Here is a 12,420-nt window from a genome sequence, read left to right as displayed (position 1 = left end):
GGGGTGGGGAAGGCGGCGGCGGGATCGCGTACGTCGTGGAGCCGGCGCCCCAGCGGCACCGGGGCCCCCCCCCCCGCCCGGTCACCCCCCCCCCCTCACTGACAAAACCCCACCCCCCGCGGCCGGCCCCCCCCCCCCGTGCCGGGGCGGCCCACGCGCGTGTAGGGCGTAGAGGCGCGGGTTACGCGGGGCGCACCACGCTGTGGATCGGCATGTAGTAGATCGACTCGACGCGGACGTTCGTGCCCGGCTTCGGGGCGTGGATCATCTTGCCGTCGCCGATGTAGATCCCTACGTGGCTGATGTCGTCGTAGAAGAACACCAGGTCACCCGGCTTGGCGTCGGCGGTCTTCACCGTCGTGCCGACCTTCACCTGGTCCCACGTGGTGCGCGGCAGGGAGATGCCCGCGGCCTTCCACGCGTCCTGGGTGAGACCGGAGCAGTCGTAGGAGTCGGGGCCCGTGGCACCCCACACGTACGGCTTGCCGATCTGCGCCTCCGCGAAGGCGATGACCTTCGCGGCCTTCGTCGCGTAGCCGCTGTCGGTGTCCCCGGTGCCGGTGCCGGTGCCGGTGTCCGGGGTCTCCGTGTTGTCGGCGGTCCCGCCGGTCTCGTCGTTCTGCTGCTCTTCCTCGCGCTCCTTGGCGGCCGCCTCTTCCGCAGCCTTGCGCTTGGCCTCCGCTTCGGCCTCCTGCTTGCGGGCCAGTTCGGCGGCCTTGCGCTTGGCCTCTTCTTCCTTCTTCTTCTCGATCGCCGCGAGCCGCGCCTTCTCCTCGGCGGTCAGCTCAGAGAGCAGCGTCCGGGCCTTCGTGAGCTTGTCCTGGACGGCCTTCTTGCTCGTCTTCAGGTCGTCCCGCGAATCGCTCAGCGTCTCCAGGGACTTCGCGGCCTTCGTGCGCTGCTTCGTCGCCGACGCCTGCTGCGTCTGGTAGTCGTCGACGGCCTTCTTCTGGCGCTCGGTCAGCCGGTCCGAGAGATGGTTCTGGTCGAAGTACCCCTGCGGGTCATCGGCGAGCATCATCGTGGCGGTCTCGGAGACGGCGCCGGTGCGGTACTGGGCCGCGGCGAACGAACCGAGTTCCTGACGGGCCTCGTTCAGCTTGTCCGTGCGCTGGGCCACGTCGTCCAGAAGGGTGTCGACCTTCTTGCGCTGCTTCTCGGTGCGCTCCTTGGCCGAGTTGTACTTCTGGGTGGCCACGCCGGCCTGCTGGTAGAGGTCGTCGACCTTCTTCTGGACCTCTTCGAGGCTGGGCTTCTGCGGCGCCGAGGGAGCCGCTTGGGCGCTCTGCGACAAGAGGGCCACGGAGGTGAGGGCCGCCGTCGTGATGCCGATGGCGGGAGTGGTGCGTATTCCGGCAATGCGGGTCCGCGGCTTGCGGTGCGACGCCAAGGGAGGCGACTCCTTCCGTAGACCGCCTACCGGGTTAGCTGTCGGGTTCGGGCGGGTGGTTCGGAAGGTTGCCCTACAGTCCCGTACTTCGTACGGGACCGATTCACCCCAAGGTCTTGGTGGGTCCCCGGCTCCGAGGAGGTCGGACTCGGCGGAGGCCACCCGTTCCCGGCGGGGTTCGCCGGTGGAAGTACGAGCAGCCCGCGGAGCACGCTAGCCAACTCGTGTGGTCCGTGTGAAGGTTGATGTTCGATATGCCCGATACATTTTCGTGACTTTACGAAGCTCTTGACGCGGGCACGCCGTGCCGTAGCGGAGTGTCACCGTCCGCGGGCGGGGTGTAGGCGTATGAAGGTGGCCGGAACCCGGGGCGGGTTGTCAGTGGGGCCGCCTAGACTCGGGAGGCGATGAGCAGCCTCTTTGATGACAGCTTCCTGGCGGACCTCAAGGCCTCGCGGGCCCGAGAGGGTGATGCCGCGGGGGAGCCCCCGCCGCCGCCCGAGGACAGTGCTCCGGAGCCCATTCCGGATGATCTGTTCGACGGGAAGTTCGACGCGCCCACGCCCAGGGACGCGCACTACCGCGGCGGCGCGCCCCGCCCGGTGATCGACCCGGCGGCGCTGCTCGACGGTCTCAACGAGAACCAGCGCGCGGCCGTCGTGCACGCGCACTCCCCGCTGCTCATCGTGGCCGGCGCCGGCTCCGGCAAGACCCGGGTCCTGACCCACCGCATCGCGCATCTCCTGGCCGAGCGGCATGTGCACCCGGGACAGATCCTGGCGATCACGTTCACGAACAAGGCCGCGGGTGAGATGAAGGAGCGTGTCGAGCAGCTCGTCGGGCCGCGCGCGAACGCGATGTGGGTGTCGACCTTCCACAGCGCCTGCGTCCGCATCCTGCGCCGCGAGTCGAAGAAGCTGGGCTTCACCTCCTCCTTCTCGATCTACGACGCCGCCGACTCCAAGCGGCTCATGGCGCTGGTCTGCCGTGACCTGGACATCGACCCGAAGAAGTTCCCGCCGAAGTCCTTCAGCGCCAAGGTCTCGAACCTGAAGAACGAGCTGATCGACGAGGAGACCTTCGCAGGCCAGGCCGCCGACGGCTTCGAGAAGACCCTCGCCCAGGCGTACGCGATGTACCAGTCGCGGCTGCGCGAGGCGAACGCGCTCGACTTCGACGACCTGATCATGACGACGGTCCACATGTTCCGCGCGTTCCCGGACGTCGCCGAGCACTACAGGCGCCGCTTCCGGCACGTGATGGTCGACGAGTACCAGGACACCAACCACGCCCAGTACGCCCTCGTGCGCGAGCTGGTCGGCCCCTCCGGAGGCGAGGGCAGTGATGTCGGCGAACCCGCCGAGCTCTGTGTCGTGGGTGACGCGGACCAGTCGATCTACGCCTTCCGCGGCGCCACGATCCGCAACATCCTCCAGTTCGAGGAGGACTACCCGAACGCGACGACGATCCTCCTGGAGCAGAACTACCGCTCCACCCAGACGATCCTCACCGCCGCCAACGCGGTCATCGAGCGCAACGAGAGCCGACGCCCCAAGAACCTGTGGACCAACGCGGGCGCGGGCGCGCGCATCACCGGCTATGTCGCCGACACCGAGCACGACGAGGCGCAGTTCGTCGCCGACGAGATCGACCGGCTCACCGACGCGGGCGACGCGAAGGCCGGCGACGTCGCGATCTTCTACCGGACGAACGCGCAGTCGCGTGTCTTCGAAGAGATCTTCATCCGCGTCGGCCTGCCCTACAAGGTCGTCGGCGGCGTCCGCTTCTACGAGCGCAAGGAGGTCCGGGACGTCCTCGCGTATCTGCGCGTGCTCGCCAACCCGGAGGACTCCGTACCGCTGCGGCGCATTCTGAACGTACCCAAGAGGGGCATCGGCGACCGCGCGGAGGCGATGATCGACGCGCTCTCGCAGCGCGAGAAGATCTCCTTCCCGCAGGCGCTGAAGCGCGTCGACGAGGCGTACGGAATGGCGGCCCGCTCGGCGAACGCCGTCAAGCGTTTCAACACGCTGATGGAGGAGCTGCGGACCATCGTCGAGTCCGGCGCGGGCCCGGCCGTCGTCCTGGAGGCCGTGCTCGAACGGACCGGCTATCTCGCCGAGCTGCAGGCCTCGACCGACCCCCAGGACGAGACGCGCATCGAGAACCTCCAGGAACTGGCCGCCGTGGCCCTGGAGTTCGAGCAGGACAGCGGTGCGGCGGGCGAGACGGGCGCCGAGACGGAGACCGAGACCGAGGCGGAGGGCGCGGGCGCGGGTGTCTCCGGTTCGCTCTCCGAGTTCCTGGAGCGGGTCGCGCTCGTCGCCGACTCGGACCAGATCCCCGACGAGGAGGACGACGGCTCCGGAGTCATCACGCTGATGACCCTGCACACCGCCAAGGGCCTGGAATTCCCCGTCGTCTTCCTGACCGGCATGGAGGACGGCGTCTTCCCGCACATGCGCTCCCTCGGCCAGGTCAAGGAGCTGGAGGAGGAGCGGCGCCTTGCGTACGTGGGCATCACGCGCGCGCGGGAGCGGCTGTATCTGACGCGGTCCTCGATGCGCAGCGCCTGGGGCCAGCCCTCGTACAACCCGCCCTCGCGCTTCCTCGAAGAGATCCCCGACGCCCATCTGGACTGGAAGCGGACGGGGTCCGTCGGCGCGCCGGCGTCTTCAGGACCCGCGGCGGGCATCACGTCCTCCCTGTCGTCGTCGCGCTCGCGTGCCGGGGGCGCACAGGGCTTCGCCACGCGCCGCGCCACCGAGAAGCCGGTGGTCTCGCTGGCGGTCGGTGACCGGGTGACGCACGACCAGTTCGGCCTCGGGACCGTGGTCGGAGTGAAGGGCTCGGGTGCGAACGCCGAGGCGACGGTGGACTTCGGAGAGCCCAAGCCGAAGCGCCTGCTGCTGCGGTACGCGCCGGTGGAGAAGCTGTAACGCCGGGGGCGGCGGCCGGAGTTACGTCGGGTCGAGGTCGTGGCTGCGCAGCCACGGCAGCGGGTCTATGGCCGAGCCGCCGCCGGGACGCACCTCGAAGTGCAGATGCGGTCCCGTGGAGTTGCCGGAGTTCCCGGAGAAGGCGATGACGTCGCCCGCCTTGACGGGGCCGCTGGAGATCTTGTGCGTGGAGAGGTGGCAGTACCACGTCTCCGTGCCGTCCTTGGCGGTCACTATCGCCATGTTTCCGTAGGCGCTGTTCCACTTCGTGGAGACGGTGCCGTCGGTCGCGGCCATCACTTCGGTGCCGTACGACACCGGGAAGTCGATTCCGGAGTGCGCCGACATCCAGTTGATGCCTGCCTGGCCGTAATAGGCGCTCAGCCCCTGCTGCTTGACCGGCAGCGCGAACTTGGGGCGCAGGCGCTCCTTGCGTGCGGCTTCCTCGGCGGCCTTCTTCTCGGCGGCCACCTTCTGTGCCTTGAGGTCGATGCGTTCCTGGGTACGGCTCGCCCGGTCCGCGAAGTCGCCCGCGTCCGCCGAGAGGTTCTCCAACTGCGTGTCGAGCTTGTTGTTGGCCGCGGAGGGCTTCACCGACGTCGGGTCCGGGGCCGTGGCGGCCTGGGTCTCCTTGCCGTCGTCACCGCTGAAGTTGCTCACGGAGGCGGCGGCGATACCGGCGACGCCCATCACACAGGCCGAGGGCACGGCCACCGTGAGCAGGGCGGAGCGCTTGGCGGGGGTGCGGCGGCGGGTCCGCGAACGGGAGCCGCGGGAGCGGTCCATGACCGGCGGCTCGTCGTCGTCGGCGTCGCGTCCGAAGCTCGGCTCGATCGGGCCGAGCGGCTCCGCGGGCGCCTCGTCCGGGGTGAACTCGTGTTCGGCGGGGGCGGGTTGGGCGTACGGATCGGACGCGTAGGACTCGACCGGGGTGTCGGCCGCGTACGCCGCGTGCGCGTAGGCCTCCGCGGGCTCGGCGGGCTCGTACGGGTCCAGGGTTCCGTGCTCTTCGACAAGCGCCGTCGTGTGCGCCTCAGTTGCCCCGTACGTCTCGTTTGTCCCGGTCGCCCCGTACGCCGCCTCGTGGCCGCCGGAGTTCCATGCCGTCGCGTCGTACGCCCCGGTTTCGAAGGACTGCGCCTCCCACTGGCCGGTCTGCTGCGGCTGGTTCCAGGCGGTGGAGTCCCACTGGTCGCCGGCGTCGGGGCCCGGCTGGGCGGGGATGTCCGTGGCGAGCGTCTGGTAACCACCGGTCGACCACGCGGCGCTGGTGTCGTAACTGCCCGTCTCGTAGCCGTTCGCGTCGTACGCGACCTGGTGCTGCGCGGCGTACGGGTCGTAGCCGAGTGTCTGCTGCGTCCCCGTGGTTGACCACTGGCCGGTGTCGTACTGACTGCCGGGCATGTCGCCGAAGAGCGGGTCGGAGGCGAAACTTCCGGTGTCGGGACTCGCCGTGTCGTAGCCGCCGGTGGTGGTGAACGTGCCGGTGGAGTAGCCGTCGTACCCGGTGTAGCCGCCGTGCTGCGTGCCCTGGTCGTACGACGCATAGGGCGCGTAGTCGGCGGGTGCCGAGGCCGGGGGAGTGGGGGTCCCCGACGGGTGACGGTCGTTCACCAACTTCTCTTTCGCCTCGGCAGCAGGGGGCAGAGCAGTGCGGTGACTGTACCCGGCGGTACGCGGGCGCGACAATCTTCGGCAGGTTTCCCGATCTCAGGAAACGGGCATTCGGCCGCCTTTCGGCGGACTGTGGGCACAGGTTTGGCCCTGCGTTCGAGGAACGTTCGACGAATCGTGGTGAACGCGGGGCGCGGGAGCCGCTGCTGAGGTCGCCGCGCGTGCCGCATTTACGTCACCGCGTGCCGCTTCATGCCACCGCGCGCGCCGCCTTCACATCGCCGTGCCTGCCGCTTTTACGCCACCGTCAGTCCGTTCAGCCCGCCCGCGCCCCGATCTCCCGTGGCCGGCTGGTCGATGGCCTGGCGGATTCCGGTGGCGACCGCGGGATGCACGGGCAGGGCGAGGTGGCCGATGCCCGAGACGCGTACGTTCTGCGCGATCAGGTCGGGATGGTCGACGCAGGCCGTTTCCAGCGGATCCATCAGCTGGTCCAGGTCGCTCCAGAAGCTCACGAAGCGCGTGCGGCACTCCGGCGCGGGTTCGCGCAACTCCTCGATCACATCTGAGCCGGGGCGCATCTGGCGCACGATCGGGTGAGCGTCGGCCAGCGGCACCACCCGGGTGCCCGAGTGCGGCGTACCGAGGGTGACCAGCGTGCGCACGCGCCGGTCGCCGCCCAGGCGCTGCGCGTAATAGCGGGCGATCAGACCGCCGAGGCTGTGGCCGACGATGTCGACCCGGTCGTGGCCCGTGCGCTGGCAGATCTCCTCTATGTGGCGGCCGAGCAGCTCGGCGGCGGTGCGGATGTCGCAGGTGAGAGGGGAGTAGTTGAGGGACTCCACGTGCTGGCGGCCGTGCTGGGCCAGGGAGCGGCGGAGCAGCACGAAGACGGAGCGGTTGTCGATGAAGCCGTGCAGCAGGACGACCGGGGGCCTGCTCTCGGTGGGGAGCCGGGGGGCTTCGGGGGGTGACGGCGCGGGGACGGTCCTGCGTTCCGGCACGATGCCCGAGGGGTAGAGGAGGAGATGCCCGGTGAGGATCGCCAGCTCGAGTGCGGTCGCTTTCAGCAGGGTCAGGGAGAGTCCCGCCAGTCTGGCGGGGAGCAGCGAGCAGAGCGGGCGAAAGGGCAGGACCCTCGTGACGGTCATGGTCGACCTCCCGGTCGGCACGCGGGAGGACGGCTCTGTCCCCCGTGTGCCCGTAGCGGGGAGGCGCGGCGGAGGGCGGGCGGCGGCGCGTGGTCGGCGCCGGTGGCCTGCCCACCGGCGGCGCGATCGCCGATACGCCGCATCACCACGTCGCGCGGCTGACTGCGCGGTGGTGCGGCGACCTCCTTGCGGCTCCCCTTGCGCCGTCCCGGATACGGTCCGTATACCGCTGGATACGGGAGTGGCGCGCAGCGAACGTGTCCCATCGTGTGATTTCCCCCTCGCTCTCCACCGTGAAACTGCCGGGTGAGAGATGCTGGAGATAACGTTCGTTCACTTCCCCGGCCGGTGCGGCACGGGGTGCCAGTGCTTGGACAGATGGATATCGGTACATGGAGGCAGTGATGGGTGTGGCAGCCGGTCCGATCCGCGTGGTGGTCGCCAAGCCGGGTCTCGACGGTCATGATCGCGGGGCCAAGGTGATCGCGCGGGCACTGCGTGACGCCGGTATGGAGGTCATCTACACCGGGCTGCACCAGACGCCCGAGCAGGTCGTGGACACCGCGATCCAGGAGGACGCCGACGCGATCGGTCTCTCCATCCTCTCCGGTGCGCACAACACGCTCTTCGCGCGCGTGATCGAGCTCCTCAAGGAGCGCGACGCGGAGGACATCAAGGTCTTCGGCGGCGGCATCATCCCCGAGGACGACATCGCCCCGCTCAAGGAGAAGGGCGTCGCGGAGATCTTCACGCCCGGGGCGACGACGGCCTCGATCGTGGAGTGGGTCCGGGCGAACGTGCGGCAGCCCGCGGGCGCCTGAGCGGTTCGCCTTCTCGGGGGTGCGGGCGGGGGTGCCGGTTTTCATGGCGCCCCCGGATTTGCCTGCCCCGGCCCCGGCCCCGGCCCCGGCGCTGACGTGCTCGGCGGATTCGCTTGCCCTGGCGTACGCGGCTCCACCCCCAGCTCCGCACGCATCGCCGCGCGCAGGCGCAACGTGCTGACCAGGCGCTGGAACGCCTCCGACCAGTAGCCGCCCGCGCCGGGCGACGCGTCCTCCGGCTCGTCCGGGATCGCGGTGAGCACGTCGAGCCGGACCGCCTCCGCCGGGTCCAGGCAGCGCTCCGCCAGGCCCATCACGCCGCTGAAGCTCCAGGGATAACTCCCCGCGTCCCGCGCGATGTTCAGCGCGTCGACCACGGATCGCCCCAGGGGCTCCGACCAGGGCACCGCGCAGACGCCGAGCAGCTGGAACGCCTCCGAGAGGCCGTGCGCCGCGATGAACCCCGCGACCCAGTCGGCCCGTTCCCCGGCAGGCAGCGCGGCCAGGAGTTTCGCGCGCTCGGCGAGCGACGCCGCGCCCGGTCCCGCCGCGTCGGGCGACGCGGGGGCGCCGAGTAGCGCGCGGGACCAGGTCGCGTCGCGCTGCCGCACGGCGGCTCGGCACCACGCCGCGTGCAGCTCGCTCCGCCAGTCGTCGGCCACGGGCAGCGCCACGATCTCGGCGGGGGCCCGGCCGCCGAGCCGCTGCGGCCAGCAGGCGAGAGGGGTCGCTTCCACCAACTGGCCCAGCCACCAGGACCGTTCGCCCCGGCCGGCGGGTGGCTTCGGGGCGACGCCGTCGCGCTCCATGCCCGCGTCGCACTCGTGCGGGGCCTCGACCGTGAGAGTCGGCGTGCTCTTCGTGCCGTTCGCATGGTCGATGGCCACGCAGGATGCGGCCCGGTCCGCCATCCGCGCGGCGAGGGCGGACGAGGGGAGCGCGGAGAGCAGCTCGGCCGCCGTGGCGCGGACGTTGCGACTGCGGTCGGCGAGTGCCTGTTCCAGGAAAGGCTCGTCGGCGTCGCAGAGTCGCGTACGCAGCGAGTCGAGGAACATCAGGCGGTCCTCCGCCCGCTCCGTGCCCCAGGTGGTGGCGAGCAGGTCCCGCGCGGCGGCCGGGTCGTGGGCCCGCACCGACGCGAGCAGGGCGACGCGCTCGGCGAACAGGCCCTCCTCCCACAGCTGTTGGACCTGCGCGGTCTCCTCCGGAGCGGGCAGGGCCACGCCGCCGCCCGGAGTGGAGCGCAGCGCGAACTTCCAGTCGGGGTTGAGCCGTGCGAGCCACAGTGCGCGCGGGCCCGCGAAGGCGAGGGCCTGCGGCCGGAGGTCCGTGCGCCCACGGGCCGCGTTCAGGAGCGCGGGAAGCAGCTCCGGGGGTGCCGCGAAGCCCCGTTCGTTGGCCAACGCCAGCCACTGCGGCAGCAGTTCCATCAGATCGGGCACCGCGCCACGGCGTCCCCCGCTGCCCGCTCCGGGGTGATCGGTGAGCAGGGTGGCGAGGCGGCGCCGGGCCGTGGGCGGCACGCCGGGCCTGGGGTCGTCGGCGGCGGGCTCGGGCGGTGCGGCGGCGGGCGCGGGGCGCAGGCCCGCTCTGCGCCGGAGGGTCTGCACGGCGGCCGCGTCCAGGAGCGCGGTCGGGGCGTCCTTGCCCGGTGCGTGAACGGGGGGTGTGCGGCGGTCGGTGCCGAGGAGCGCGGCGGTCACCAGCTCCTCCCAGGGCGTGGCGGCGGCCTCGGCGAGCGGGGTGGTGCCGGTCATGAGGTCCCTTCCTTAGAAGTACGTGATGCAGCGCGGGCGGCAGCGGTGGCGCGAGGTGCGGTCAGCACAGCGGCACCGCTTCTCCCGTTCCCTGCGGCCAGGCCGTCAGGGGAGTGAAGCCCTGGTGGCCACATTCGCCGAACACCGTCACCGGAGCGCCTCCGGAGAGTGCGACCAGGCGCCACAGCCCAGGTCTGGACGTCGCGGACGGGGTGATGGGCAGGGCGAGACCCCCTTCCGCGTCGGCCAGTTGCCAGCCGTCCGCGTGCGGGGTCGGTATCACCTCGCGCAGCGTCACCGGCCAGGAATCCAGCCACGGGTCCAGTCGCAGCGCTTCTCCGTAGCGGGACGTCGCCCGCGCCGTGCTCACACCGGGCGGCCGGGCAGCTGTGGGTGCCGGTGCCGCGAACTGCTCGCCCAGGTCCGTGCGCAGCTGTCCGGCGCCCGGGTGCGCGGTCAGCTCGGCGTCCAGCGCAAGGCCGACCGGAAGTGAGAGCGCCGGGGCGCGGCCCGCGGCTCCGTACGAGAGAAGCAGGGCCGTGCGCCCGCACTCCGTGCCGTGCAGCCAGATACGGCGGGTCGTGAGCTTGCCGTCCGCCGTGTCGTACTGCGCGAGCACCAGCCAGCTGTCCCGCACCGGCGGGCCCTGCGCGGGCGTGGGCAGGCCGACGTGGGAGCGGACCGTGCCGGCCAGCGCGTCCGGCAGCCGCTCACGGTGCAGCCAGCCCTGGTCGAGGAGGTGGAGCAGCGCGCACTCCTCCAGCATTCGCACCGGCCAGCCGGGCCCGGAGGACGGTATGGCCCCCAACTCCCGTACCCGCGCGGCAAGTCCGGGCGCCTGCGCGTCGACCATCCGGGCCGCCGTCTCCTCCCACAGCCCGTACCCCGTCTGCTCGGCGGCCGCTATGCCGCCGCGCAGCAGATCGGAGAGGCGCTGCTCAAGCTCCGTCGCCCCGGCCGTGACCCGCTCGGCCCGGCGCTCCGCCCTGCGGCGCGCGGCCTCTGGATCGGCGGGTGCCGACGGGCCCGGCTCTGCGGCCGGGCCCTGCTTCGGCTCCGCTCCTCTACGGCGCGCCGAGAGCCACTCCCGCGCCCATTCCGGCGGCTGCGCATCGGGCACCCTTCCATCCGCCTCCGTCCAGAGCAGCAGCAGCCCGAGCGCGTGCTTGCACGGGAACTTGCGGCTCGGACAACTGCACTTGTACGCCGGTCCCGCCGATCCGGTGATGCCTGCGATGTCCACGACTGTCTGATACGGCTTGCTGCCGCTGCCCTTGCACAACCCCCACACAGCCCCCTCGCCCGAACTGCCTGCCTCCGACCACGGCCCTGCGACGCCGAGCTTGCTTCCCGCCTTGCGTGACGGAGCATCAGGCGCCAGCGCAAGGACCTGATCCGCCGTCCAGCGCACCCCCTGCTGAGTCATGTCTTCGACGGTAGATCCCGCCACTGACAATCGACCTGGCGCCTGGCATTCGTGCAGGTCAGAGGCGTTCAGAGGTCGATTGTCAGTGGCGTGGTGCACCGTTGGAAACACATCCGGGCCAGACACGTCCGGACGAGCTGGAGGGGGATCGCTCCATGACCGTTTCCGTCGACGAGACGACGACCGACAACCAGCGGGCGGAAGTGCTGCGGCCGCACGCCGAGCATGCCTTCGCGGCCGAACTCGCCGCGCTGGCCGCGCAGGACGACCGGCCCCGGCCCGCCCGCTGGCGGCTTTCGCCCTGGGCCGTCGCGATGTATCTGCTCGGCGGCACGCTGCCGGACGGAACGGTCATCACGCCGAAGTACGTGGGCCCGCGCCGCATCGTCGAGGTCGCCGTCAGCACCCTCGCCACCGACCGTGCCCTGCTGCTGCTCGGTGTGCCCGGCACGGCGAAGACCTGGGTGTCCGAGCATCTGGCGGCCGCCGTCAGCGGTGACTCGACGCTGCTCGTGCAGGGCACGGCCGGCACGCCGGAAGAGGCGATCCGCTACGGCTGGAACTACGCACAGCTGCTCGCGCACGGCCCCAGCCGCGACGCGCTCGTGCCCAGCCCCGTCATGCGGGCCATGGCCGACGGCATGACGGCACGCGTCGAGGAGCTGACCCGCATCCCCGCCGACGTACAGGACTCGCTGATCACGATCCTGTCGGAAAAGACCCTGCCCATACCGGAGTTGGGCCAGGAGGTGCAGGCCGTGCGCGGCTTCAACCTCATCGCCACCGCCAACAACCGCGACCGCGGGGTCAACGACCTGTCGAGCGCGCTGCGCCGCCGCTTCAACACCGTCGTCCTGCCGCTGCCGGAGAGCGCGGACGCGGAGGTCGACATCGTCTCGCGCCGCGTCGACCAGATCGGGCGCGCGCTCGATCTGCCGGCCGGGCCCGACGGCATCGACGAGATACGCCGTGTCGTCACCGTCTTCCGCGAGCTGCGGGACGGCGTCACGGCCGACGGACGTACGAAGGTCAAGTCGCCCAGCGGCACGCTCTCGACGGCCGAGGCGATCTCCGTGGTCACCAACGGCCTTGCCCTGGCTGCCCACTTCGGGGACGGCGTGCTGCGGCCCGGCGATGTAGCCGCGGGCATCCTCGGCGCGGTCGTCCGCGACCCGGCGGCGGACCGGGTGATCTGGCAGGAGTACTTGGAGGCGGTGGTCCGTGAGCGTGACGGCTGGAAGGACTTCTACCGCGCGTGCCGCGAGGTGAGTGTGTGACGGATGTCGGCGGGATCCGAGGTGAGAGGCGAGAGGGGGTGCGGA

General features: G+C 71.2%; 8 protein-coding genes and 1 riboswitch. Of the genes, 3 read left to right on the top strand and 5 right to left on the bottom strand.

What is annotated here, in order from left to right:
• Nucleotides 1-181: 181 nt before the first annotated feature.
• The gene (locus tag ACFWY6_RS23165; protein WP_384693438.1) at nt 182-1,390 is read right to left on the bottom strand and encodes an NlpC/P60 family protein; all 1,209 of its coding nucleotides are present in this window, start codon (nt 1,388-1,390) and stop codon (nt 182-184) included.
• A 7-nt stretch (nt 1,391-1,397) separates the two neighbouring features.
• A riboswitch (cyclic di-AMP (ydaO/yuaA leader) is annotated at nt 1,398-1,554 on the bottom strand.
• A 243-nt stretch (nt 1,555-1,797) separates the two neighbouring features.
• Here ACFWY6_RS23165 and pcrA point away from each other — a divergent pair.
• Nucleotides 1,798-4,329, top strand: coding sequence for a DNA helicase PcrA (gene pcrA / locus ACFWY6_RS23160; protein ID WP_384693435.1), 2,532 nt, complete (start codon nt 1,798-1,800; stop codon nt 4,327-4,329).
• A gap of 21 nt (nt 4,330-4,350) precedes the next feature.
• Here the strand turns inward: pcrA and ACFWY6_RS23155 are convergent, their stop codons facing one another.
• Both ACFWY6_RS23155 and ACFWY6_RS23150 read right to left on the bottom strand, forming a co-directional pair.
• Nucleotides 4,351-5,943 carry a M23 family metallopeptidase gene (locus ACFWY6_RS23155; RefSeq protein WP_384693431.1) on the bottom strand — a complete coding sequence of 531 codons (1,593 nt, stop codon included), beginning with the start codon at nt 5,941-5,943 and terminating at the stop codon, nt 4,351-4,353.
• A gap of 296 nt (nt 5,944-6,239) precedes the next feature.
• Nucleotides 6,240-7,094, bottom strand: a complete 855-nt coding sequence (locus ACFWY6_RS23150; RefSeq protein WP_384693428.1) for a lipase family alpha/beta hydrolase — start codon at nt 7,092-7,094, stop codon at nt 6,240-6,242.
• A gap of 404 nt (nt 7,095-7,498) precedes the next feature.
• Here ACFWY6_RS23150 and ACFWY6_RS23145 point away from each other — a divergent pair, with 404 nt between their 5' ends.
• Nucleotides 7,499-7,915 (top strand): cobalamin B12-binding domain-containing protein, encoded by a 417-nt coding sequence (locus ACFWY6_RS23145; RefSeq protein ID WP_266870102.1) that lies wholly within the window; start codon nt 7,499-7,501, stop codon nt 7,913-7,915.
• A gap of 41 nt (nt 7,916-7,956) precedes the next feature.
• Here the strand turns inward: ACFWY6_RS23145 and ACFWY6_RS23140 are convergent, their stop codons facing one another.
• Both ACFWY6_RS23140 and ACFWY6_RS23135 read right to left on the bottom strand, forming a co-directional pair.
• Entirely contained in the window at nt 7,957-9,672 is a 1,716-nt protein-coding gene (locus ACFWY6_RS23140) for a DUF5691 domain-containing protein (protein ID WP_384693425.1), read from the bottom strand.
• A 61-nt stretch (nt 9,673-9,733) separates the two neighbouring features.
• Nucleotides 9,734-11,098 carry an SWIM zinc finger family protein gene (locus tag ACFWY6_RS23135; protein ID WP_384693422.1) on the bottom strand — a complete coding sequence of 455 codons (1,365 nt, stop codon included), beginning with the start codon at nt 11,096-11,098 and terminating at the stop codon, nt 9,734-9,736.
• A gap of 155 nt (nt 11,099-11,253) precedes the next feature.
• Between ACFWY6_RS23135 and ACFWY6_RS23130 the strand changes: the two genes are divergently transcribed.
• Nucleotides 11,254-12,375: an AAA family ATPase gene (locus tag ACFWY6_RS23130; RefSeq protein ID WP_384693419.1), complete on the top strand. Its 1,122-nt coding sequence runs from the start codon at nt 11,254-11,256 to the stop codon at nt 12,373-12,375.
• Nucleotides 12,376-12,420 lie beyond the last annotated feature (45 nt).

The sequence above is a fragment of the Streptomyces sp. NPDC059037 genome (assembly GCF_042740015.1).
Lineage (GTDB): Bacteria > Actinomycetota > Actinomycetes > Streptomycetales > Streptomycetaceae > Streptomyces.
This window is presented reverse-complemented; position numbering and strand designations above follow the sequence as displayed.